24 protein-coding genes are annotated in these 26,000 nt (G+C 37.9%); all 24 read left to right on the forward strand.

The window, feature by feature from the left end; translation table 11 throughout:
* A partial coding sequence (locus tag ACFE6N_RS23045) for a hypothetical protein (protein ID WP_378940201.1) occupies positions 1-183 on the forward strand: 183 nt, incomplete at its 5' end.
* 876 nt (positions 184-1,059) lie between these two features.
* The gene (locus ACFE6N_RS23050) at positions 1,060-1,899 is read left to right on the forward strand and encodes a LytR/AlgR family response regulator transcription factor (RefSeq protein ID WP_378940203.1); all 840 of its coding nucleotides are present in this window, start codon (positions 1,060-1,062) and stop codon (positions 1,897-1,899) included.
* Positions 1,900-1,902: 3 nt separating this feature from the next.
* Positions 1,903-2,847 (forward strand): hypothetical protein, encoded by a 945-nt coding sequence (locus ACFE6N_RS23055; protein ID WP_378940205.1) that lies wholly within the window; start codon positions 1,903-1,905, stop codon positions 2,845-2,847.
* A 2-nt stretch (positions 2,848-2,849) separates the two neighbouring features.
* Positions 2,850-3,338 carry a hypothetical protein gene (locus ACFE6N_RS23060; protein ID WP_378940207.1) on the forward strand — a complete coding sequence of 163 codons (489 nt, stop codon included), beginning with the start codon at positions 2,850-2,852 and terminating at the stop codon, positions 3,336-3,338.
* Positions 3,335-3,949, forward strand: a complete 615-nt coding sequence (locus tag ACFE6N_RS23065) for a toxin-antitoxin system YwqK family antitoxin (RefSeq protein ID WP_378940209.1) — start codon at positions 3,335-3,337, stop codon at positions 3,947-3,949. The genes ACFE6N_RS23060 and ACFE6N_RS23065 overlap by 4 nt, the downstream gene beginning before the upstream one ends.
* Positions 3,949-4,953 carry a hypothetical protein gene (locus ACFE6N_RS23070; RefSeq protein ID WP_378940211.1) on the forward strand — a complete coding sequence of 335 codons (1,005 nt, stop codon included), beginning with the start codon at positions 3,949-3,951 and terminating at the stop codon, positions 4,951-4,953. Before ACFE6N_RS23065 ends, ACFE6N_RS23070 begins: the two co-directional genes overlap by 1 nt.
* A gap of 52 nt (positions 4,954-5,005) precedes the next feature.
* Entirely contained in the window at positions 5,006-5,749 is a 744-nt protein-coding gene (locus ACFE6N_RS23075) for a hypothetical protein (RefSeq protein WP_378940213.1), read from the forward strand.
* 258 nt (positions 5,750-6,007) lie between these two features.
* The gene (locus tag ACFE6N_RS23080) at positions 6,008-6,919 is read left to right on the forward strand and encodes a hypothetical protein (protein ID WP_378940215.1); all 912 of its coding nucleotides are present in this window, start codon (positions 6,008-6,010) and stop codon (positions 6,917-6,919) included.
* A 9-nt stretch (positions 6,920-6,928) separates the two neighbouring features.
* A complete protein-coding gene (locus tag ACFE6N_RS23085) occupies positions 6,929-7,954 on the forward strand; it encodes a hypothetical protein (protein WP_378940217.1) in 1,026 nt (341 codons plus the stop codon).
* The gene (locus ACFE6N_RS23090; protein ID WP_378940219.1) at positions 7,954-8,892 is read left to right on the forward strand and encodes a hypothetical protein; all 939 of its coding nucleotides are present in this window, start codon (positions 7,954-7,956) and stop codon (positions 8,890-8,892) included. Before ACFE6N_RS23085 ends, ACFE6N_RS23090 begins: the two co-directional genes overlap by 1 nt.
* A gap of 13 nt (positions 8,893-8,905) precedes the next feature.
* Positions 8,906-9,919, forward strand: a complete 1,014-nt coding sequence (locus tag ACFE6N_RS23095) for a hypothetical protein (RefSeq protein ID WP_378940221.1) — start codon at positions 8,906-8,908, stop codon at positions 9,917-9,919.
* A 214-nt stretch (positions 9,920-10,133) separates the two neighbouring features.
* Positions 10,134-11,090, forward strand: a complete 957-nt coding sequence (locus ACFE6N_RS23100) for a hypothetical protein (RefSeq protein ID WP_378940223.1) — start codon at positions 10,134-10,136, stop codon at positions 11,088-11,090.
* 1 nt (position 11,091) lies between these two features.
* Positions 11,092-11,985, forward strand: a complete 894-nt coding sequence (locus tag ACFE6N_RS23105; RefSeq protein WP_378940225.1) for a hypothetical protein — start codon at positions 11,092-11,094, stop codon at positions 11,983-11,985.
* On the forward strand, positions 11,982-12,959 hold the full coding sequence (locus ACFE6N_RS23110) for a hypothetical protein (RefSeq protein WP_378940227.1): 978 nt from the start codon (positions 11,982-11,984) through the stop codon (positions 12,957-12,959). Before ACFE6N_RS23105 ends, ACFE6N_RS23110 begins: the two co-directional genes overlap by 4 nt.
* A gap of 1 nt (position 12,960) precedes the next feature.
* A complete protein-coding gene (locus tag ACFE6N_RS23115; protein WP_378940229.1) occupies positions 12,961-13,677 on the forward strand; it encodes a hypothetical protein in 717 nt (238 codons plus the stop codon).
* Positions 13,674-14,603, forward strand: coding sequence for a hypothetical protein (locus ACFE6N_RS23120; protein WP_378940231.1), 930 nt, complete (start codon positions 13,674-13,676; stop codon positions 14,601-14,603). The genes ACFE6N_RS23115 and ACFE6N_RS23120 overlap by 4 nt, the downstream gene beginning before the upstream one ends.
* Before the next feature lie 3 nt (positions 14,604-14,606).
* Positions 14,607-15,257 carry a hypothetical protein gene (locus ACFE6N_RS23125; RefSeq protein ID WP_378940233.1) on the forward strand — a complete coding sequence of 217 codons (651 nt, stop codon included), beginning with the start codon at positions 14,607-14,609 and terminating at the stop codon, positions 15,255-15,257.
* Positions 15,258-15,455: 198 nt separating this feature from the next.
* Entirely contained in the window at positions 15,456-16,694 is a 1,239-nt protein-coding gene (locus tag ACFE6N_RS23130; RefSeq protein WP_378940235.1) for a hypothetical protein, read from the forward strand.
* Complete coding sequence (locus ACFE6N_RS23135; protein WP_378940237.1) at positions 16,682-17,047, forward strand: hypothetical protein; 366 nt, start codon at positions 16,682-16,684, stop codon at positions 17,045-17,047. The genes ACFE6N_RS23130 and ACFE6N_RS23135 overlap by 13 nt, the downstream gene beginning before the upstream one ends.
* Entirely contained in the window at positions 17,028-17,504 is a 477-nt protein-coding gene (locus ACFE6N_RS23140; protein WP_378940239.1) for a type II secretion system protein J, read from the forward strand. The genes ACFE6N_RS23135 and ACFE6N_RS23140 overlap by 20 nt, the downstream gene beginning before the upstream one ends.
* A 1-nt stretch (position 17,505) precedes the next feature.
* Positions 17,506-18,645, forward strand: a complete 1,140-nt coding sequence (locus ACFE6N_RS23145) for a type II secretion system F family protein (protein WP_378940241.1) — start codon at positions 17,506-17,508, stop codon at positions 18,643-18,645.
* Positions 18,646-18,892: 247 nt separating this feature from the next.
* Positions 18,893-21,883, forward strand: coding sequence for a hypothetical protein (locus ACFE6N_RS23150; RefSeq protein ID WP_378940243.1), 2,991 nt, complete (start codon positions 18,893-18,895; stop codon positions 21,881-21,883).
* Between the two features lie 6 nt (positions 21,884-21,889).
* Positions 21,890-25,378 carry a DUF6443 domain-containing protein gene (locus ACFE6N_RS23155; RefSeq protein ID WP_378940245.1) on the forward strand — a complete coding sequence of 1,163 codons (3,489 nt, stop codon included), beginning with the start codon at positions 21,890-21,892 and terminating at the stop codon, positions 25,376-25,378.
* On the forward strand, positions 25,375-25,824 hold the full coding sequence (locus ACFE6N_RS23160; RefSeq protein ID WP_378940247.1) for a hypothetical protein: 450 nt from the start codon (positions 25,375-25,377) through the stop codon (positions 25,822-25,824). The genes ACFE6N_RS23155 and ACFE6N_RS23160 overlap by 4 nt, the downstream gene beginning before the upstream one ends.
* The last annotated feature ends 176 nt before the right edge of the window (positions 25,825-26,000 follow it).

Raw genomic sequence — 26,000 nt, forward strand, 5'->3', positions numbered from 1 at the left:
CTGGAATTTTGGCTCAGCTGGTTAGAGTCCCGCACGTGCGGGATTAATCAGAGGGTCGCTGGGGAGTATGATCCCGATTCATCGGGGAGCCCAGCAGAAGGAGCAAAACCCGCAACGAAAGTTGTGGGTTTTTTGTTTAAAGTCTATTTCGGACAAAAGATTATTTTGATCATTTACGAGTAATACTCATTGTAGGTAGCCCAACCTCATTTGTTTTTTGTAGTTATGACATACTATCTGTGTGGGATGTAGAGGCTGAAGCAATGCGTCTGGAACGATTTATCAAAAGCCAGAAAAGCCGGAAGTTGATTGAGCGTATGGTTAAAGGAGAAATGCTGACTGGAATTGGCTCAGCTGGTTAGAGTCCCGCACGTGCGGGATTAATCAGAGGGTCGCTGGGGAGTATGATCCCGATTCATCGGGGAGCCCAGCAGAAGGAGCAAAACCCGCAACGAAAGTTGTGGTTTTTTTGTTTATAGTCTATTTTGGACCAAAGATTATTTTGATCGTTTACAAGTAGTTTGGGATCAACACCAAAAGTTGTGGAGTAGGATAAAAACATATCGCTTTGTTTTTTACTATTTTCATTTTACATGCCTTCTACCGTAGCCTCTGGTTTGGCCAAATACCATTTTATCTAGTAAAACTACATCCTGCTAATGATTAGTTACGTCTCGTGTATTTTAAGAATTTGGTTGTGATTTGTTAGATTTTGTTTGTAGCTAAATGGTTACTTTTTTGAGCGTTTGTGCCGCCTTATTTTTCCTAGACAACTAAAATTTTAATTGTATTTACTTGATTATTGTCAAGTAACGCATAATTTGTTTTTTTGTTTGCCGTTTTTTTGTGCTTTGTATTTTTTTGAGGATATTAGACGAGGTTAAACGGCAAATAAATGTACTCGTCTATTGTTAATGCTTCTCTCAAAATATCCTGCTTTTCAGGTATTACCTCATCACAAGATTCATAACAACCAGTCGGTTTCTGCTTTAATCAATAATAATAAATTTTAATGTCTGATAAGGGGCATGACAACAATGTATTTAGACTTAACGCATTATGATCAGCTGTTACGTAATCGGTGACCTGCATACCGTAGAATCTTTATGTGTGTATATAACTGACTACCCGCTTACTCAGTTAAAGGGATACACGGTACAACGGCCCGAAAGTTTTGATGCTGTATATTCCATCAAACCTGATATTGTTTTTGTTGAAGTTGCCTTTTTAAGCGGCAATAATGGTTGGCTGGAGCGTATCAAACAGTTTTCTTCCATTATTCTGGTATCAGAAAACACAGAAATGGCATTCGAAGCTTTTGAACATTCAGCATTTGATTACCTGATCAGGCCGGTTACGTTTAACCGTTTTGTAAAGGGTATCAATAAATTCGATCACCTTACGCAGTTAGCCCATTCCGTAAAGGGCTTGAAAAGGCAGCAGGTAGCAGATTCTTTTTTTATTAAAGCTGATGCTAAAGGATCAAAGGAATTCCTGATCAAATGCGATCAACTCATCTACATACAGGCCATGCAGAACTATGTTCTTCTTCACATGGAAAATAACCAATGTTTCTCCTGCCATAACACAATGAAAGAAATGGAAGATGGTTTACCCGGTGCCGGTTTCAGCAGGATACATAAATCTTACATCATCAATGATGAAAAAATTACCGCTGTGGAGGGAAATACCGTAATGCTTAATGGCAATGAAACGAATAAACTCCTGATTGGTAGTACCTACCGGAAGGCTTTTTTTGAAAAAAAAGCGCAAAAAATGATCAAGAAAAAGGCTGGTGTCCAAATCTTTTCCTACTCCAGGTTGGCAGTGGCTTTAATTACTTTTGGAGGATGCCTGATAAAGGCACAGGTGGCTGGCGAATTTAACATACAGTTTTAAACGATGAAAAAAAATATAAATCTTTTAGTGGGAAGTGTTTTGCTATTGCTGGCAGGTTGTAGTGAATTTATTGAGCCATCTATAGAAAATAGGAATATATCCATATTGGCTCCTGCTAATAAATTGGAAACCAATAGCTATCAACAAACTTTTTGGTGGGATCCAATGGCCGATGCGCTATTTTACAGGTTACAAATCGTAGCACCAAAATTTGACAGTGTAAGTAAAATGGTTTTGGATACCCTGATCAAAACCGAAAAATTTGTATATACTATGGATCCGGGAAAATACGAATGGCGGGTTAGAGGCGAAAACGGTAGCAGCGCGAGTAGTTACAGTACCCGTTCGCTCGAAATATTCCCTTCCAGTCTTAAAGAGCAGAGTGTGCAGCTTACAGCTCCAGCCAGTGCGCTTTATTTTTCAAAAGCTGAAGTAAGATACGAATGGCTTAAACTTTTTGGTGCCAATGTATATCGCTTACAGGTAGATAATAATAATTTTCTCGATGAAAATAACATGACCCTCAATATTACAACTGATAACCTGGGCTTTTTACAAACACTCAGTAAAGAAGGTACCTATCAATTCCGCGTACGGGCAGAAAACAGTACGGAGAATTCGAAATGGAGTAACGTAAGAAGCTTTACCTATGATGCAACAGGGCCTGAACGGGTATTGCTCAGTACTCCGATAAATAAACAGTCCGTATCCCGGCCTGTAAGGCTAACCTGGAACAAACTCGCTGATGCTGAACGTTATGAAATATCGGTATACCAGAGCGATGAGCAGACACCATACAGTAAGAGTTATCCCCAGATCGTAACAGCTACCGAACACGTTTTTGATGCGGGTAATGCGGGTGAAACCATTGCCTGGAGAGTGAGAGCTTTTGATAAAGCCGGAAATGCGGGTGCTTACAGCGAGATCAGAACTTTTATTTTACAATAAGCATGAAAAGTAAAAAAACCACCTATTTGCTCATTTGTTGTGTGGCAGGTGTATGGGGGATCATTTTTTATCGGGTTTTTGCCGGACTCGCTACCGAAGATAATGTTCCGGTTAATTCCAGGACAATCAAAGAGCCTTATTTCAATATGGTTGATCATGCAAAAGATCAGGTAACACTGGAAATGAATTATGCAGATCCTTTTGCCTTAAGCTATTTAGAACCTGAGCAGATAGCTAAACCAGCAACACCAATCATACCAGCCACACCTGCTCCATTTAAACCTCAGGTTAATTGGTCGGGAATTATTTATAGCGGGCAGATTTACAACCGCATAGAAAAAAAGCATGTAGCCATTATTAGTGTAAACGGTAAAGAAGTAATGCTTAGTGAAGGCGAAAGGGCAAATGGTTTAAAATTTATAAAACGTATTGGCGATTCGATAAAAGTCGAATACCAGAATGCAACAAAATTTTTATCAATAAAGCAATGAAGTTAGTTTATATCACCTTGCTCTTGTTAAGCATGCTGTTTTTTAAGGCCGATGCACAAGGTATAAAATCCTATTTTAATGTAAGTCATTATACCCATACCGTTAATTATGACCATTACAAAGCTGTTTTCTATGTGCAACGCCCGGAAATTGGTTTAGGAACCATTAAATCGGACAGAAACTATGCCTGGTACAGTGGTAATCAGATCCGTTATACCCAGGGTGGTTATAGTGGCAAACTGTTGGATGGTGTATATAATGAATTTTATGATACCAAAGGACTTAAAACACAAGGGCTATATCAAATGGGCTTGAAAACGGGTAAATGGAAAAACTGGGGGGAGGATGGAAAACTGGATTCAATCATAAATTATTCTTCGGGCAAAGCCAATGGTAAATTTGAAAAATATGACCAGGAAGGTGCTTTATCAGAAAGAGGGACGTATAGGGATGGCCAGTTAAATGGAAAACTCGAAAAACGCATTAGTGCCGATAGTATTCAGGTGGTTAGGTACAAAAAAGGCAAAGTGATGGCCTATCAGCCTAATAAAGCAGTTAAAATAACCAGGTGGTTAAAATCCATTTTCAAGAAAGATAAAAAAATAAAATAATGAAAAAAATCATCTTAATTGGCCTCTTTTTATTTACAGGTAGTCTGTTGTTTGCCCAAAATACTTTCCCAACCTCAGGAAATGTTGGTGTCGGGATGGAAGCAACTCAAAAATTATCCGTAGCCGGTATCATTTTATCAAGTGTTGGCTCAAACGAAGGCGGAGCCCTATGGCTTGAAAACCCATCTAAAACTGCCAATAATTTAGCCTATCGTTGGTCAATATATAATATGACCGGGGCTTATGGTAATTCATTACAGTTCTGGAGCTATAATCACGATACTTCTATGATGGGGCCTAAGTTCGCCATAAGCGACAATGGTAATGTGGGCATAGGAAGCACCAGCCCGATGGCTAAATTAGATGTAGCAGGAAATATGCTGTTGCAATCTGCCTTAAATAATTCATCACCAAGGCCATCGTTATCTACGCAACCTTTAAGCGGCGAAATAAGATCTTACAGCCAATCAGGATATGCTTACAATGACGGTTTGTTAAGATTGAGTGCCGGAGCCGGAACAACACCAGCAATAATGTCATACATTGATATCAGTTCCTATTCCACTATCCCAGATATGGATCAGAATATCGTTTTTGGTACAGCAGGACAAGAGAAAATGCGTATCCATAAAAATGGTAATATTGGTATTGGTACAGCCAACCCAACTGATATGTTAACGGTTGCCGGAAAAATTGGTGCAAGAGAAATTAAGGTATCTACTAATGCAGGAGCTGATTTTGTATTTGAACCTGGCTATAAGTTAGCTGATTTGTCTGAAGTTGAGTGCTTTGTAAAGGCCAATAAACATTTACCTGAAATCCCTGCAGCCAAAGAAATGATCGAAAACGGGGTCAGTCTTGGTGAATTAAATATCAAACTATTACAAAAGGTGGAAGAGTTAACCCTTTACTTAATAGAACAGGATAAAAAAATCGATGCACTGATTAAAAGGGTCGATCTTCTTGAAACCAATAAATCTAAAAAACATAACCTAAAACGCTAAAAATAATTATTTATCATGTTGTTTAAAAGATAAAACTCACACTACGCTAATCATGAAATTTAAATTAACATTCTTTTTAAACCTTTTCTTTTCTGGTTTTTTGTTTGCACAACAAGATCAGCTTACTTTTACGCATCAAAATATCAATTTCTCAGCTCCCCCGAGAACCACGATCAACTCCATGTCTATCAAACTATGGGATAATTATAACAATGGCGGCCCTAGTGCTTATGGAACAGTGATGGAATTTTATGGGCTAGGCGGACATCAAACCGGGCAATTTTATTTTGCGGGCTGGGACAACTCAAAAATCAGATATAGAGAAGCTTTTTATGGTCAGAATACCTGGTCTGATTGGATGACTTTACTGGATTCTAAAAATAATGTAGAATCTACCGGAAGATTACTGATAACGGGGCAAGGAAACCATTATATCAACGGGGGTAATGTGGGTATTGGAATAACTAATCCTGGAGAAAAATTATCGGTAAACGGCAACATCCGCGCTCGCGAAATCAAAGTAGAAGCTACCAACTGGCCCGATTATGTTTTTGAAGACGATTACGATGTCGGAACATTAAATGGCTTGGAAAGTTATATCAAAGCCAATAAACACTTGCCGGATATGCCATCGGCAAAAGAAGTTGCTGCTAATGGCCTTGAATTGGGTGAGATGGTAAAAATCCAGCAGAAAAAGATAGAGGAGCTTACCTTACATCTGATCAGTCTGGATAAAAAGTTCAGAGCGTTGGAACTTGAAAATCGAAAACTTAATATAGTACACAGGAAACGTTAAGCTTTGGTTTAAAATAATTCCTGATCACAAAAAATCAATATTCTTCTGAATTAAGATGTTGATTTATATTTAATCAATAAAGACAAAGAATTAAAAACATTTACCCTTCTCTTAAAGAAGTACAGGGAAATGTTATAGCATCAGCCGAACTGAAACACTGTTACTTAAAAGTGAATTACACGCTATCTAATCAAAAAGGTACAGAAATAACCATGATCAAAAAAGAATTATAAGCGCTAAAATCTTAAACATAAAATTATGAAAAGTTCCAAATCCTTGCTCATCTTAATTGCTTTACTAATTAGTTATCATCTGGGTAAAGCGCAAGCCATATTGGGTGATCCGAATAAAGATAATAATACAAAACTTTATATTTACGAATATTATCATCATACCGCAGAGCAGGAATGGATAAAACTATTTTCGATAAAAAACTACAATGCTGATCAAGGTTACTGGGGTAAGGGGGGGGTGGCTGGTCGTGCTTATTTTGTAGATTATCAAGGATCAGGAGGTAGTTTTATCGATTTTTCTTTTCCGCAAAAATTATCGGGTACACAAAAACCAATTCTACAGTTATCCGGAAATTCTGCTAACCAATTACAATGGTATGCAAAAATCTCAAATGAAAATGGAAATGAGGAATTTTATGATGTTTATATTAAAACACCCATTGCACATCTTGGGCTGACTTTCCTAATAAGAGGCAATGACTTTACCCCTTTTTTTCAAAAGGAAAATACTACACCAACGCAATTTAACTGGTCATCAATTGCGAATCCGGAAAGCTTCTCTTTTTTTAACAACGCTGGCAATATTGGTCTTGGTACATTAAATCCGACAGAAAAGCTCTCCGTAAACGGCAAAATCCGCGCTCGCGAAATCAAAGTAGAAGCTACCAACTGGCCCGACTACGTTTTTGAAGACGGATATAAGGTTGGAACGTTGAGAGAATTGGAAACTTATATCAAAGCAAACAAGCATTTGCCAGGAATGCCATCTGCCAAAGATGTAGAAGCAAATGGGATTGCGGTAAGTGAAATGTTGAAATTACAACAACAAAAAATTGAGGAATTAACCTTACATCTCATCGAAAAAGATAAAAAAATCGATGCACTGATTAAAAGGATGGAGCATCTGGAAGCGCAGAAAATCAAAACTGATCAATAAAATATTAATATGAATTTTAAATTTTTAATGCTCTGCTCCATAATGTTTGGAAGCAGTCTGGCCTATGCGCAGAATACCTTTCCTAATAGTGGCCCGGCAGGGATTGGCACGCTTAATCCCGATGCGCCATTACATATATTAATTAGTCCGGATAGCAAGCCTGCTGGTGTAGTTTCGGCTGCACAATCGCTGTTGAAGTTTTCTCGGCCTGGTACGCCTAATTACAGTTATCCTGAATCAGCAGAATTTAGGATTGCCCACGGTGGCCCGTCTTATTGGGGGTCAAGGTTGGATTTATATGTAAACGGAGCAAGTAATCAGAGCAATGTGCCTGATCAGCATGTGATGACCTGGCAGTATAACGGGAATGTGGGAATTGGTACAGCAGATCCCGGTGCAAAATTAGATGTTGTAGGCACGGTGAAGTTTGGGGGGCAGGATGCTAACCTCGATATGAACGGGAACCCCATTGCTTATCAAAGCCTGGCAGGTACAGGCAAAATGCTTATGGGATGGAATAGAACCGCTGGGCATGGCGAAACTGATTTTGTTGCTAATGAAGGCGCTGGATCTCAAGGTGGTTTTGCATTTTATAGTTATAATAATGCTAGTCAGGAGAAACAATTATTAAGGATAATGGGCAATGGAAATATTGGTGTTGGTACAGCCAATCCAACAGATCTGCTTACTGTAGCTGGTAAAATTGGCGCCCGTGAAATTAAAGTTTCTACCAATGCAGGTGCCGATTTTGTATTCGAGCCCGATTATAAACTTCCTGAATTAGCCGAATTGGAAAGATTTGTAAAAACGAACAAACATCTTCCCGAAATCTCTACGGCCAAACAAATGGTTGAAAATGGAGTAAACCTTGGAGAACTGAATATTAAACTGCTGCAAAAGGTAGAAGAACTTACCTTACACCTCATCGAAAAAGAAAAACAGCTTCAAAGACAAGAAAATAAGGTCAATGAATTAACGTCAAAACTCGCGCAACAAGATGTAACCATTCAGAAAATCCTAAAGAAACTAAAATAATGACAAAAAAAATCAAATTAACAGCACTTACCTTATGCTGCTTTACCTCGTTAATCGTGGATACGCAAGCCCAAACCAGAAATGATGCCGGCCTTCAGGGAAATGCGGGTGCTGTATCGGGTTTTTTCGAAACGTACCAACCTGTTAATTATCCTGCAGGAGCGTATGATTGGTGGCATTTGCTCGATGTGAGGCACAGCAATACTGAAAATAATTTTGCCATGCAGTTTGCCGGCAGTTTTTTTAATCAGGAATTATACTTTAGAAAAACCAATAATAACCCTGCGCAACCATGGTCTAAGGTATTGTTAGAAACAAATGGTAATGTGGGGATCGGAACCAGTACCCCTAATTCTTCATTGACCATCCGGTCTGGAAGTACCGGTATAAGTATCGATCCAGGTGTTAACCCATATTTTGGTAGATTAGCTTTTAACAGAGAAGCGCGAACAGGAGCTATTTTTGATCCTTCGGGTAAAGCATTTCAAATCAATAATGGTGGCAACGATCAAAATCTGCACATTCAGGTGTATAATGGAGATGGTAGCTTGGTTACCAATAATTCATTGGTTATTTCTGGTACTAATGGCAATGTGGGAATTGGCACAGCAAATCTCACGGAGGCCCTTACAGTCGCCGGCAAAATCGGTGCCCGCGAAATAAAGGTTTCTACTAACGCAGGAGCCGATTTTGTATTTGAGCCCGATTATAAACTCCCGGATTTAGCAGCACTTGAAAAATTTGTAAAAACCAATAAACACCTTCCTGAGATTCCAACTGCAAAGCAGATGGTGGAGAATGGTGTGAACCTGGGAGAATTGAACATTAAACTGTTGCAAAAGGTAGAAGAACTCACATTACATCTGATTGAGAAGGATAAAACAATTGAAGGCATATTGAAGAGGATGGATGAAATGGAGAGAAAAGTAAAAAAATAAACATACACTGCTAATGAAATCGCACATATTATTTACTCTTGGCATGCTGTGCCTGACCTCTGTATGCACCGCCCAGAATACTTTTCCCGCTAATGGAAATGTTGGAATAGGGCTCACCGACCCAACAGATAAATTTCAGATAGAGGGCAATCAATTTTCTATAAGAAATGCAACAACCAATAATGGGATTATTTTTAACGTGAATGCTTTCGGACACCCCGCAATTTTACCAACTAATGGAATAGGAACCATGGATAAAAGCTTGTTGCTTGCCCCTTATGGTGGTAATATTGGTATAGGACTCAATAATCCAACGTCAAAATTGGATGTATTTGGGAATATAACAAGCTTCAACGCTGCATTTGGTCAAACAAATTCAAATACAAGTACAAAGAACTATGCCAATTTTAGTTCAAATAATCATGGAACCGTACTCATGTCTTCGAACTTGTTTTTTTCTGATAATGATGATCTGAAAATTGCGAATACACATCCCTCAATGTCTGGGGCTTCCGTCGTAATTCCAGGAAATGGACAGAATCATCAGGGTGGCATTTTATTTTATACCAATACACCAGGTCCGGTAACTGAAGGCCAGGCGTTCACAGGTATGCTCTCAATGACAATAAAAGCTAATGGCGATGTGGGCATAGGCACTGGCATGCCTCGCGAAAAATTGTCTGTAAACGGCAACATCCGCGCTCGCGAAATCAAAGTAGAAGCTACCAACTGGCCCGATTATGTTTTTGAAAAAGGTTACAAGGTTGGAACGTTGGAAGAATTGGAAAGTTATATCAAAGCAAACAAACATTTGCCAGATATGCCTACAGCAAAAGATATCGAGGCCAATGGCCTTGAATTGGGTGAAGTGGTAAAAATGCAGCAAAAAAAGATAGAGGAACTTACTTTGCACCTGATTGAAAAGGATAAACAGATCAACAATCAAAATACAAAGGTTAAAGATCTCGAAAGCAGACTGGACCGACAGGAAAAGATGCTGAGCGAAATGCTAAAGAAAATGAAATAAAGGGTTCAAAAAACCAACATTTCCAACACACAAATAAAACCAGCTTTACTTCTAATATTATGTTAAGGGCCAGCTGCGAAGAGGACGTTACGGCAAATGGCTGGCAAATAGCAAAAATGTAATAATTTTTCTCAACACAATTGATCGCCATCAACAAACAAGTGGTAATCCTGAAGCAAAAAAATAAAATTGATTGAAATCAAACAAGTTTAAAATGAAGAAATTAATGCTTTCTCTGGTCTTCATGTCATGCTTTATGGCTGGTATGGCTCAAACATCTTTCATCGTTGGTGGTGATTTGGATAAATTTTATCCGGTAGTGTTTGCCGATCTCAACTGGAATAATAATAGTGAAACACAACTTGAACTTGGCCGTTCTGATGTGCATAAAGATGCAGATTGGCGAGGCTCACTAATATCTACATTCAGGTTTCATACGACCAGATGGGGGCATGGTTCCCGTTTTACTGATGTAGACATTAGACAAGATGTTCCCTTTATTGCCGGATATCGCGATGCAACAGTAAGTAATGCATCTTATGATTTTGTAATATGGCTTAAAGGTGGAGGTACCACTTATTATGTTAAATCGGGGGCAGTTCAAAATCCGCGTGTTTATGACGGCATTCAAAATGCGCTTCCTTACCAGGAAATTAATGGACCTGCCCATAGCTTTAAAACATCGATAGATTCCTACGTCAATTCTTCAGGGAAAAGTGATGAGGGAACAATTTATAGCCGTAGCGGCGGATTAAATTATTTGAATGGCAATTTGGGTTTAGGTACTACTGATACAAAGGGGTTTAAACTCGCCGTAAATGGTAAGATGAGGGCCCAGGAAATTAAAGTACAAGCGACCGACTGGCCCGATTATGTTTTTGAAAAAGGTTACAAGGTTGGAACGTTGGAAGAATTGGAAAGTTATATTAAAGCAAACAAACATTTGCCGGATATGCCTGGTGCTCAAGAAGTGGAGGCAAATGGGCTTGCGGTGAGTGAGATGCTAAAGCTGCAGCAGCAAAAAATAGAAGAGCTGACTTTACATCTAATAGAGAAAGACAAAAATATTACACAGCTGGCAGAGCAGTTAAAATTGCAGGCAGAAATGCTTAAGGCTTTTTCAAAACAGTTAAAAACGATCGAGAAATTTAAAAATACACCAAAAAATTAATATGAAAGCGCTACTCACATTTTATTTTGCTGTTTTATCCATAAGCAGCTTTGCTCAAGAAACTTTACAATCGGTTACTGATAGAGGGAGTTCAACAATTAAGGAGGTCCAATTCAAATCATTGGCAAACCCAAACAAATATGCTTTTGCTGGTGGTAACCCGGGCTATGCCAGGATTGGTGCATATGATATAACAATTGGTTATGATGACTTATTTATTGAGGCTGCAAACGTAAGTGTTGGCCATTCAGCTCCACGTGCTGTTTTTGACATTACCAAGCCGATTCCTAATGGAATGTTTAGGGCTGTTTTAGGGCGGCTGGTAGAAGGCGACGGAACTGGAAATGTAACTTTTGTAGGGATACAAGGCCATAATACCAATGTTTTAGGAGGAAAAAGCTTTTCGATTGTGCATAACTTTTACGGACAAACGAACAGTTCAATCAATTTTCATAGAGGCGGAGATAGAACAGGAGGATTTATCAGTTTCAATACAAATGTGAATGAAGAAAAATTAAGAATTGATGCCCAGGGAAATGTAGGCATCGGTACAACTAATCCTACCGAAAGATTGTCGGTAAACGGCAAAATTCGCGCCCAGGAAATCAAAGTAGAAGCCGGGAACTGGCCTGATTATGTTTTTGAAAATGATTACAAGATTGGTACGTTGGAAGAATTGGAAAGTTATATCAAGCTGAATAAACATCTGCCTGAAATGCCGAGCGCAAGAGAAGTAGAAAGCAATGGTGTAGACCTCGGCAGTTTGGTAAAAAAACTATTAAAGAACCAGGAAGAGCTTACCCTGCATATCGTAGCGCAGGAAAAGAAAATTAGAGTACTCGAAAAACAACTGATAAGAAAACAAAAAACTACATTTAAAACTAAACAAAAATGAAACACTACGCCATCTTTATGCTCTTATTGATCTTCGTAAAAGGTCATGTAAATGCAGCTGAAAAAACACCAGGAAAGGATATAAACACAAGTGTCGATAATTACGAAACCAGTATTACTTTCCCAGCCAACTTTGTGATCGGCGATTATATCGAATTTGTGGTGGTTCAGCCTATCTCGGCTAGTGCCTCAGGTTTTTTTGAAATTTCAATAACTTACACCAGGGGAGATATTGCTGCAGCTGCTACACATATTGCCGCAATTTCTCATGCTAATCCGAATACCTGGCGGGAAACCGGGTGTACAAACCGGAACAAATATTTAGACTGGTATCAAAATTTTACTGTCGATTGTAATCCGCAATATGGCTACCCCAGGTTTAGGATTCGGGCAATAAATAACTATGGATCAAAAGATGCACCACTTAAGGTTGATATCAAAATAAGATCTGTAAACTTTAACAGTTCATTTACGCCATTAAGCGCTACAGGAAATGATTTAACGGTCAACAAATTTCTGCCCATGACAAACGAATGGGAACTTTACGTCGGAAATTTAACAGACACTCAAAAAGGAGCGTCAATTGCGATAAAAGCATTGGCGAATGGAAACGTAGGCATCGGTACAACTAACCCAACTGATATGCTCACTGTAGCTGGTAAAATTGGTGCCCGCGAAATAAAGGTTTCCACGAACGCGGGCGCCGATTTTGTATTCGAACCTGACTATCAACTGCCTGCCTTAACTGACCTTGAAAAATTTGTAAAAACCAATAAACACCTGCCTGATATTCCTACTGCAAAGCAGATGGTCGAAAATGGTGTAAACCTGGGAGAATTGAACATTAAACTGTTGCAAAAGGTGGAAGAACTCACTTTGCATCTTATCGAAAAAGAGAAGCAATTAGAGATACAGGCTAAAAAGCTATCCGGGGTGGAGGAAAGATTAAAAAAACTGGAGTCTAAAAATAATTAGAATGAAAAAGACAATATTAACATTGGTATTTGCTTTAACTGCAACGTTTGTTTTTGCGCAAGGAAACACATTTCCTGCTCAAGGGAATGTGGGTATAGGCACATTAACTCCACAAGAAAAATTAGAAGTTAAAGGAAACATCCTGATTTCAAACGCCGATATACCGCTTGGATTAAATACAGAAGTTGGCGGAACTGCCCCACTTTTTAATATGAGTTTAAACTTTAGAGAAGCCAGCAAAAACAATGCTTTTTTGGGTGCCGCCATTAGGATTGATAGCAGGCCTACATTTCCACTTTTTCAATGGCTTAAGAGAGACGCAGGCACGGATACAGAACACGTAATGATGAATCTAAGCAATACCGGGAACCTTGGTCTCGGAGTGATCAATGCAACCGAAAAACTCTCCGTAAATGGCAATATCCGCGCCAGAGAAATTAAAGTACAAGCGACTGACTGGCCCGATTACGTTTTTGAAGAAGGTTACAAAGTTGAGACGTTGGAAGCATTGGAAAATTATATCAAAACAAATAAACATTTGCCAGAAATACCAGGTATCAAAGATGTGGAAGAAAATGGAATAGCCCTGGGCGAAATGAATAAGCTACTGTTAAAAAAAGTAGAAGAACTTACTTTACAATTGATTGCCATTAATAAAAAAGTAGTAGTGCTGCAGCAACAAAATCAAAAACAAAAAAATATAAAAATTAAGAAATGAAAAAGTTAATGCTTTCCATACTGTTTATGTCATGCGTCATAACAGTACTCGCTCAAACACCCTTCACTGTTGGTGGTGATCTGGATAAATTTTATCCGGTAGTATTTTCTGATGTTAATTGGGATAGCAGGCGGCCAACTGTACTAGAAATCGGCCGATCAGATGTACACCAGAATGGGAACTGGAGAGGTTCATTAATGTCAAAATTTATTTTTCATAATACAAGATGGGGAAATGGTGCCAGGTTTACCGATGTGTATATAAATCAGGCTGGTAATAGTGGTATGAATCCGGATGTGGCATTCATAGCCGGATACAGGGATGCAACCGCCAGTAATACGTCCTATGACTTTATAATATGGCTTAAAGGTGGTGGAACCACTTATTATGTTAAATCTGATGCTGTTCAGGATCCGCGCATTTTTGATGGTGTACAAAACGCGTTGCCTTACCAGGAGATTAACGGACCTGCCCATAGCTTTAAAACCTCGATTGACGCCTACGTCAATTCTTCAGGAAAAAGTGATGAGGGGACAATTTACAGCCGTAGCAGTGGATTAAATTATTTGAATGGCAATTTAGGCTTAGGTACAACTGATACCAGGGGATTTAAACTCGCCGTAAATGGTAAGATCAGGGCGCAGGAAATTAAAGTTGAAGCTACGAACTGGCCAGATTATGTTTTTGCCAAAGGTTATCAGGTTGGAAAGTTGGATGAATTAGAAAGTTATATCAAAGCAAATAAACATTTGCCTGAGATCCCGTCTGTTAAAGAAGTAAAAGAAAATGGAATTGAACTGGGTGAAATGAATAAACTTTTACTTAAAAAGATAGAGGAGTTAACGCTTTATATTATTGAGCTGAAAAAAGAAAGTGTAGACCAGCAAAAACAACTCGATGGACTGAAAAAAAACAATAAACTATAAAAAATGAAAAAAATCTATTTAACACTCGCTTTAGCCTGTTCATTTGCTGTTGGCCGGGCACAAAACCAAACTATTGATGGTAACTTATCTATTGGTGTGGCTGATGGTGCAGTTACTGGTACTGGAAAAAAGATCACATTCAATGGGGTAGCTTCAAATTCGGATGAACTTTCTATTTACCGTTTTAACAGGGCCTTTAATTCAAGCGATTTAAGAGTTGATATTGGTGATGATTATGGAAGCGATGGAGACCGTTTTGTACTAGGAACAACAAGTTGGAGCAATAGTACATATTATGTCCACATGGTGGTAGGTGCAGATGGTAAAGTGGGCATTGGTACGGAAACGTTTGGTGCCGAACGACTGGCTGTTAATGGTAATATCAGGGCCAGGGAAGTTAAGGTAGAAGCAACCGGCTGGCCTGATTTTGTATTTCAAAAAGATTATAAAATTGGTTCTTTGGTAGATTTAGCACGTTACATTAATAAGAACAAGCATCTTCCGGGAGTTCCAAGTGCAGAAGATGTTGAAAAAAACGGAATAGAACTTGGCGAAATGAACAAACTATTACTTCAAAAAATTGAAGAACTAACGCTTTACATGATCAGCCAGCAGAAAGAAATCGATGAACTGAAGAAAAAAGTTAAACAGTAGACAGTTTACAGTTATCAGTTAAGAGTTTCTGGTTTTTTAATGATCAATAACCAATTATCCACCGCTATAGGCCATTTGACTATCAACCATGAATCTATGAACAACAGCTGATTATCACAATCGCTGCAGGCAATCTGGTTATCAACTATGAACCAACAAACTAATAACCAATGAACCAATGACCAATGAACCTTAATTATGCTTAGAGCCGGCGCTTTATATTTCTCCATCATTGTGGCTTTCATCATTGCTTTGATCTGTGCATCGCTGATCATGCTGGCCGCGCATTATCGCGGAAGTTACCTGAAAGAGATTCGGATGGCCCGGCTCAGCAGAAATATGGATTCGGGCATCGCGTACGTATTGGCTCAAAATGCGAATGCCAAAGAAAATAATATTGCATTAGATCTTTTTGGCGACCAGACCGATAGTGTATTGATTGAAGCAAAACATTGGGGCATTTTTACCCTGGCTACCGTTAAAAGTTTCGTACTGACTGATACCCTGAAACGAAGTTTTCTGATCGGGCAGGAAACTACCAACGATGCTGTGGCACTGTACCTGAGTGATGAAGACAGACCGTTATCGGTAAGTGGCGATACCCGCATTACCGGTAATGTTGAAGTGCCTAAAGCAGGTATGCGCAAATCGTACGTAGATAGCCGGCCCTATTCAGGCGATCAGCTGGTGTATGGTAAAATTGCCGACAGTAAACGAGCCTTAGGTGGATTAGAAAGCAAGTGGATTAAGGAAATAGAAACAGCGCTCGATTTTGATTTTACAAAACTTCCTACTTTAAATGGGAGCGATGAGCAGATTTCTTTTTTTGCCAAAGCCAAACGGTTTAACGTATCAAACTTGAGCCAGGTCAATACCCAGCTTTCTGGTCAGGTTGTTTTATATTCAGATACTACGGTGAAGATTTCTGCAGTAGCAAAGCTGGATAATACCATCATTTATGCCAGGAGCATTGTAGTGGCTGATGGTTTTAAAGGCAATTGCCAGCTTTTCGCCAGAGATTCAATTGTGATCGGAAATGATGTTCATTTGGATTATCCATCGGTGCTGGGGCTGGTCAGCAAGGAAAAAATGGTCGATCAGGCCAAGATTACCCTGGGGAAAAACAACCGCTTTGAAGGGATCATTTTTAGTTACGAACCTAAGCGATCGGCGCTGCAAACCCAAATAGCCCTGGGTGAGCAAAGCACGGTGCAGGGTGAAGTTTATGCAACCGGATTGATTAAGCTTGGCAAGCAGGTAAAGGTGGCCGGAAAGGTATCCTGTAACCGCTTTATTATGCAAACTCCTGCTACCCTCTACGAAAATTTCCTTATTGATGTAATACTAAACAGAAAGGCCAGGAGTAGGGTGTACCTCAGTTCGGCCATATTTACTGGGGCGGCTGAAACGCAAAAAATACTGAGATGGCAAAATTAAAAAGCAAGCAGCTGGAAGCTTCCACATTGATAGAAGTACTCATTGCCATGGTGATTATCATGGTGGTGTTTTCTATGGCTATGGGGCTTTTTTCCAATGTGCTGAGCAGTGGCGTATCCATGCGCAAAGTACAGATTGGACAACAGCTGGAAACGCTTCGGTTGCAGGTTATCAAAAGCGGAAGTGTTGAACAGGAGAATCTCCAACTGGATAGTGTCGATTATAAAATCAATGTGGTTAAACAGGCCAGTTCAGCCATGCATATCGTAGAGATCAAAGCAGCGGAACATGGAACTCCGGCAGGTCACATCAGATTTCTTTTAAAAATGAAGGATGAAAACAAAGAAAATTGAGGCCTATACATTGATGGAAATAGCGATTGCCATGCTGCTGGCTGCAATATGCATGAGCATCTGTTATACTGCCTACCAGATGGTTGGAGACTATTTTCATGCTTTTCAGAAAAAAAATGCTACAGCAGAAGAGGTCCTTACTTTACGCAGAACCATGGAAAAAGATATCGCTAAAGGCCGCTACCTGATCAGGACAGCCGAAGGTTTTAACATTACCGGAGATAGTTTGAATATCACCTACCAGTTTGCAGACACGGCCATCCTTAGGAAGGTAGAAAATTTGCGTACGGATAGCTTTCATGTAATACCGGTTGAAACCCGTTTTCGCTTCGAAGAAAGGGAAGCTCTTGAAATGGACACTGTTGATCATATCAGTTTTATGCTTAAAATGGAAAAACAACAGACGATCCCTGTCACCATAGGGAAATTTTACAGTGCTCACGATTTATTAAAATAACATGCCGTCAATAGATATTTCAAAAATCCAGAAAAAAAATGGTGCACCCAAAGAAAAGGAAGCAGCAAGTCTTGTTGATTTTTTGAGCAAAGACATTTCTTTTGGCAAGGGTAAATTATCCGACAAGAAAAAGGAGGGGTTTTACAATGAACTGGGCACGCTGATCCGGTCGGGGATTGATATCCGATCCGCGCTTGAACTTACCGCAGGTTCTTATACCCAAAAAAAAGATATGGAACTTTTTTCCGCAGTACAAAAGCAGGTCATAGCGGGTAAATCACTTTCTGAAACCATGCAGCTTGAATCCAAATTCAGTCCTTACGAATATTACAGCGTAAAAATAGGAGAGGAAACCGGTAAACTGGGAGAGGTACTGGGCGAGCTGGCTAAATATTATAAATCTAAAATTAGCCAGCAACGCAAAATTATCGGTGCCATTACCTATCCCTTACTGGTATTGTTTACTTCTTTCGCGGCGGTGTTTTTTATGATCAAGTTCGTGGTGCCCATGTTTGCCGATGTATTTAAACGTTTTGGCGGCAAGTTACCTTATATCACTTCGCTTATTGTCAGTTTTTCTGATTGGTTCGATCGCTATATCTACCTGATGCTCTTTGTAATCGCGGCAATAGTTGTACTATATTTTATTAACCGCAATAAATTCTGGTTTAAAAAAGGAGCTTCCTTACTCTTACTGCGCATTCCCATCGTTGGCGAAATTACGCGTAAGGTTTACCTGGCCCGTTTTGCCAATACCATGCGCCTGCTTACCGAAACCAATACCCCCTTGCTACAGGCCCTGGAACTGGTAAGGCAGATGATTACCTTTTATCCGGTAGAAAATTCACTGCGCCTGGCCGAAAAAGATATCCTTTTAGGAAGCAGTCTCTCATCAGCACTTTCCAAATATGATTTTTATCCTGGCAAATTTATCCAGATGATCAAAATTGCCGAAGAGGTAAACCGCCTCGAATACTTTTTTGAACAACTGGCCGAGCAATATACGGAAGAGGTAGAATACAAAACCAATGCCATTAGCGGCTTGCTGGAGCCTTTAATCATCATTTTTTTAGGATTGGTAGTAGGGGTAATCCTGATTGCGATGTATCTGCCCATGTTCCAGATGAGTAGTAGTTTTTAAAGAATCTAATATTAATGCATTACAATAATAATTTTACTCCAATGAAAAGCAAAAATTGCAGATCGCAAAGAATGGTATTTAATTGTCCGATTTATCATAGGTTGTTCATCTAATAGCTCTGATACTCAATAGTATCACTTGAAAAGTATCATTTGTCAATTATAGTTTTTGACTAACATTTTAAAAAATACAAATAAGAAATAATAAAAAAATGTACAGATTGCTAATAAAAATCCTACTACAGTTCATGGTAGTAATTCTGAGTATATCCAACCTTATTGCTCAACCAAACCCATGGCAAAATCCTCAAACTAATAAGCCCAATATTGATTCAGATATTATACCACCTACGCCAACAGCTGCTGCATTGGCAAAAGTATTTGAATTTCCAATAAATGTATTTACAGGGAGCCCTGAGATAACTTTGCCATTGTATGATATTAAGAGTGGTAGCATTCAGACAGCTATTTCACTTAATTATTCTGGTAGTAATGGGATTAAGGTGCAGGATGTTGCGGGTCCAGTTTCCACAGGATGGACGTTAGTTGCAGGGGGTGTTATTACAAGAGTAGTTAGAGATCATCCAGATGAAACAGGGACCAATTTTCAGGGATATCTATATGCTGATAATTCCTGGTTGAATAACGATACGTCTTCAACAAGCTTTAAACAACCTTTGAAAGAGAGTGTTCTAGGAATGTTTAATTTAAGTTTAAGTAGTGATTTACAGCCAGACATATTTAACTCTACCATTGGTGGACGGATAATATTCAGGCCAAACAGGGTGCCTGAGTTTATAGAACAAAAAGGCTATACAATAAAAAGAAATGCCCTTTATGATGTTAATGCAGTTTGGGAAATAGTGGATCCAAAAGGAGTACGATATTTGTTTGGAGAAAATAGTAATTCTGTAGAATATACCTCATCATCCTCTAATTCAGGACTATTATACCCTACACAACATAATACAATGTTCGAAACGGCAACCAGCTGGTATCTAACTAAAATTATATCTACCTCGGGTGATATTATTACTATAGATTATGAAACAGGAACACCTTATGAAACACCATATTATAATACGATTTCAACGGCAACCACTTTTACAAATGGCGCGACTAATTTTAGTAGAGGAGATTTGTCAATAGTTAGGGCAAAAAATCCCGCATATATCCATAGCATTTCTGGTCCAAACGGAACAGCGACTTTTTATTATAATAACAGGCTTGATAATAGCGCACTCAGGTCTCTGGACAAAATTGTCATTTCTGATCTGGTGGGAAATATAAAAACTTCTTTTCGATTTAATCATGCGTATTTCAGTGATGGCGTAGGAAACGCATATAATAGGCCTAAACTATTAAGCGTAGATCAGCTTAATTCTTTACAAGATAAATTTATATCGATTGCTAAATTCCATTACAATGAAGATAACATGTTGCCTGATAGATCTTCTTCTCAATTTGACCACTGGGGTTATTTTAATAACAATACAACTGGTAAACGGTTAATTTCGCAAGGTGCGGTAAAAACGGCAGATCTAGCTAAATGCAAATCTGGCGTTTTAACCAGCGTAGAATGGCCAACTGGTGGTGAAACAAAGTACGAATATGAACTAAACAGATTTATAGAAAATAATAAAGAATTTGATGGTGGTGGATTAAGGATAAAAAAGGCACAACAAGTAGAAGGAAATAATATTAAGGAGACGAATTATTCATATACGTTTCCAAACTTGTCAACAAGCGGTCAGTTACAACAGAAGTTTAATCCCGACAAAGGGTACGTATTTACAACGCCTACTTGGAGATTTGATTATACAACGGGTAGTGTAGTAGGTACAACAATAAATGAGTATGATATTCCTTGCTTTGAACTTTTTGATTTAAATGGCCGTGCAGTAGGATACTCTAGGGTTGTAATTACTCATCCAAATCAAAGTAAAGAAGTGCAGACTTTTCAAAACTACGATTCATTTCCTGATAATATTACAGGATTATTCATGATAGTAAATGCTGGTGGTGGTACCTATATTTACAATATTACTAATGCTTATGATCCCCAGAAATATTCTTATCTTAACTTTAGAACTCCATACTACCTCCAAAGAGGGCTAATTAAAGAAAAAGTTCTCTATAATGTGGCTGGTGATAAGCTTAAGAAATTTAGTTATTCATATAGCTCAGCATCAAATTCTAATGCAATAATTGGTATACAAAGGCAGGCTTTCACATCATCTACAATTGCAACATCTGCTGGTGGCACTACAACCTATTATACTGCTAACTATTACAAGGAGTTGCCTCAAACTATCCAGTTAACTAACGAAACAGTAGTTGATTACGCTGCTAAGGGAGATTCCATTAAAATCGTAAATCAAAACGAATATAGATCAGCATATCCATTTCTTTTAGAAAAAAAGATAGAGCCGATTTCAAAAGAAAACTTGGTAAGAGAAACACGATATTTTTATCCTGATCAGTTTGCTTTCTCGGGCATTTATTGGGAGTGGATAACTAACAGCAGTGGTAATATGGTCAAGGTTCCAAGATCAGGGAATAATATATACAGCAAAATGGTATCTGCAAATATGATTAATTTTGCTATTGAGACGGTAACCAGTATACAAAGACCAAATCAACCATTATCGATTATTAATGGCAACTTAAGTGTTTTTAATGATGTTAATACAGGTAACTTAATTTTAAAAGAAAAAGAGCTTAGCTTCGAACCCTTTAACTGGCAATCTTCAAATTATCTATCTCCAACGCAGGCTACACCAACGGGTATTACTTACGATGGGCGTTATCAAACCAAAATAAGCTATAATAAATACGACAGTAAAGGTAATTTACTGGAGTTACAAACTGCTAAAGGATTAAAGACAAGTTATCTTTATAGTTATGGCAATCAATATCCTATAGCCGCGATCAAAAATGTTGATTATTCCTCAATAGAATCATTACTTGGTGGTGATTCTATAATAAAAAGCTTTAGTGAATCAAACCCAACAGATCAACAAATAAAAGATTTTCTCCTGCCTTTAAGAAATTCTATCTTGCTAAAAGATGCTCAAGTTAATACCTACACCTATAGGCCATTAGAAGGGATAAGCAGTCAAACTGATGCGCTAGGGAGAACAACTTATTTCGGTTATGATGATTTTCTCCGCTTAAAAATAATAAAAGATCAAAATAACAAAGTATTAAAAGCTTTTTATTATCATTATAAGAATTAACACTCAATGAAAAAATACCAAATTCTATTATTGCTATCGCTAATAGCATTTTGTGGTAATGCCCAAACGCAACATATCACCTTATCAACATACAGTGGTCAAAATGAAATAAAAGCTGGAGCAAGTATTACCCTTACAGATGGTTTTTATGTTCCTGCAGGAAGTACTTTACGTATTTTTACTAGTCCCACCTTTTTGGTTACTGTTCCATTTGTTGGGGTACCAAGCAATAACCAAAATTTTATTTCTACACTTACCTTTAAAAAACCTGTAGAGAGTGAAAACATTAGTGGCCTAAATGTTTCAGATGTAAATCAAGATATACAATACTTTGATGGTTTGAATAGGCTTGTACAAAGAGTACAAACACAAGCGAGTCCGAGTTTTGCCGATATTGTACAGCCAATTGCTTACGATGTTTCTGGGCTCGAGACAATAAAGTATTTGCCTTATACTGTAGCTGGCAGTAATGGCAGTTATCGTTCTAATGCATTTGCAGAGCAATCTAACTTTTATAATTCTCCTCCTAATGGCGTGAAAAATATTCCTAGCCCTTTTTCTGTTACTGTATTCGAATCTAGTCCCCTAAATAGAGTAATAGAGCAGGGTGCACCAGGAAATCCTTGGCAACCAGTGGCAAATAGTAATATAGGTCATACTGCGAAAACGGAATATGGCGTTAATGCCAATGGCGAAGTAAAGCAATGGAATATTAATACTACTGATAATGGTGCTATTGCAACAATATATCCTTCAGGCAAATTATATAAAACAATTACTAGAGATGAAAACTGGCAACCCGGGGATATGAAAGCTGGCACAACTGAAGAATTTAAAGATATAGAAGGGCATACCGTTCTAAAAAGGTTGTGGGAGACGGATGATAAAAGTTTAAATACTTATTATATATATGACGATTTTGATAATCTCCGCTATGTACTTCCCCCTGCAGTAAACGAGAATGGACAGAGTATTATAGATAGTTTTGATGAAACACAGCAGCTGTTTAACGAATTTATCTATGCATACCACTATGACGGGCGTAGGAGACAAATAGAAAGAAAACTACCTGGTAAAGGGTGGGACTTTATGGTGTATAACAAACTAGATCAGTTGGTATTAAGTCAGGATGCAAATCAACGTGATAAGAGTCCACAAGAGTGGAGCTTTAGCAAGTATGATGCTATGGGTAGAATAATAATAACAGGAATATACACATACAATAATAGTTTGGCAGATATAAGCCTAGTTCCAGATCGAAGCAAAAAGAATTGGTTGCAGAATTATTCGGATAGCCAAACTATATTATGGGAATCAAGGGATAATAATAATTTAGTAATGGGTTATAGTAGTAATGCTATGCCGCAGGCCGATTTTATAGCAAACACAATCAATTATTATGATGATTACGATTTTGCTGCAAATACTTTTGGATTGCCTACGGGAGATCAAGCCCCAAAAGAAAGAACAAAAAGTTTAATTACGGGGACAAAAGTTAAAAACCTGGGTAATGGGCATATGCTGCTCTCTGTAAATTATTATGATTTAGAGGGACGTGTAGTACAAAGTAAAAGTGAAAATCACATGAATGGGATAGATGTAGTAGATAAAACATGGAATTTTGATGGGAGCTTAGAGTCTAATTCTCGTAGGAATACCGTAAACGGAATAACTACAATCATTGCAGAACGTTATGAATATGATCATATGGGGCGAAAAATCGCTACTTTTGAAAATATCAATAATAAGGAAGAGATAGTTTTAAGCCACTTGTTATACAATGAAATTGAGCAAGTTAAACAGAAAAGTCTGCATAATGATATGCAGACCATCGTTTGTAATTATAATGAGCGCGGTTGGCTGAAAAATAGTATTTCTAACCTGTTTAGTTTAAAACTAGACTATGAGGATGGTATTGGACAGGGATATAATGGTAATATTACCAAACAATATTGGGACTTGGCAAATAAAGTTGATCCCATTAAGAACATTTTCAGTTATGGATATGATAAACTTGGTCGATTGAAGACTGCAACAACAACAGCTGGAATATTAATGAAAGAAGTACTGACTTACGATGTAATGGGGAATATCGCAAGTCTAAACCGTGATGATGCAGGGGCCAAAATATATAACTATTATAACTTTGCTAACCGTTTGCAAAATATAAATGGATTAACAACAGTAGATTATCAATATGACCTTAATGGTAATGCAATTATTGATGGGGTAAATGGTATTAATTTAACATATAATTATCTTAACCGTGTTGTAAAAGCAACAAGATCAACAGGGGTACCAGTAAATCTATCTTACACTTATGATGCAGAAGGGAATAAATTAATTAAGAATAGTAATGGTTCAGTAAGAAATTATATCAAGGGAATAGAATATAAAACAGATGGCACTATAGATATTATCCATACCGAAGAAGGAATTGCTCGAAACAATGGGGATAGTTATAATTATGAATATAATTTAAATGACCATTTAGGGAATGTAAGAACAACATTTTATAAAAACCCAAATACAAATCAAATTGAGGTTTTACAAAATGATGATTATTATGCTTTTGGACTGAGAAAAGAACCAGTAATAAAAGCGGGAATAAATAAATATCTTTATAATGGAAAGGAATTACAGGAGGAGTTAGGGCAGTATGACTATGGCGCAAGGCTTTATGACCCAGTTGTTGGGAGATGGAATGTAATTGATCCTTTAGCGGAATCTTCTAGCCCACTAACTCCTTATCATTATGGATTGAATAATCCTATCCTTATGATTGATCCTGATGGAAAATTTGCCTATCCAATAATTACCGTTACCAATGAAAAAATAGGTGCTGTTCAGCAAACGGTAGCTGGGTACTCGAGTGGAACAAATGGGAAGGCTGCAGTTACAACCGTTAATGTATATAGAGCGGTCGTTACTGATACTGAAGATGCAAACTTTCGGATGGAATTTGGTGTTACAAGAGCAGGGTATGTTGTAACCGAAGGAAGCGCAAAAAAGGCATATGGTGAGAATGGAAATTGGAATGGCGCACGTACTGCTACTAACATGGGGTTTCAGCCTGCTACTGGCAGTTCTAATATTTATCAAGCACAGAAAACTGATTCTGAAGTCCCGAAAGGCTCTGGATTACCGGCTTTGATGCTAACTCAAAATGGTAGTACAAAATTACCGTCTGCAGATCGCTCAGCAGCTGTTCAAGCTGGAGTACCAGACGCGAGTAAAAAAGGCGCGAATGGAATAGAGTTTCATGTTGGGGGTTATTATAAATACCAAGGGAAAACAACACTTTCTATGGCTTATGGATGTTTTGGTATAGTTAATAAGGATAATTCACCAAGTAATCCGTCCAATGTTACAGTAAAAAATGTACTTGGTACTATAATTGATCAATCTAATAAAAGTCAAACTAACCCTGGAAGAATTGATGTAGTTGTTGAACCTAATTCGTCTGATCCAAAAAATAAAACTGTAAAACCATGATGAAGACTTTCCTTATCCCGATGCTTACAACGTGTCTGTTAACATTTGCACCGATAAAAAAAGTAGAAGTAATTAGCTACACTAAGGCGATGAGAGTTAATCCAGGATATTATGTTAAAGAAGAAGACAGTACCTTTATTTTTAAAGGCAATAAATATCTTGTTACTACCCAAGTTAATTATAAAGAAAACGGGACATTAGATAATGCCATGGTTTATGGCGATGTGGGCTATTTAACTTATTCCAATAACGAATTAGGTAAGTATAAAAATATAATTGAGGATTATGGTTTAATTAAACGTATGGAGGTTTCTATAATCAATGTGAATTTAATAGCATTAAATCAAAAAAATATTTACGTGGAAAAAATAGATAACAAATCAAAAACAATATTTTATTTTCTCAATCAGAATAAGAAAAACATTTATCTGATAAAATATAAATAAGCTTAAATCGCAGGGGAATCGCTTTTAACGTTTTAACCTCGCGATTAGTTGAATTAGTCAAAACTTAATCTGACAGTTACAATAAATTAAACAACGTAACAGAGATTAGTATTATGACTACACAAGCAAAGATCATTAAGAACAAACTAGGTATCCTTGAGCTTGCTCAGCATTTG

This window comes from Pedobacter sp. BG31 (assembly GCF_042464845.1).
Lineage (GTDB): Bacteria > Bacteroidota > Bacteroidia > Sphingobacteriales > Sphingobacteriaceae > Pedobacter > Pedobacter suwonensis.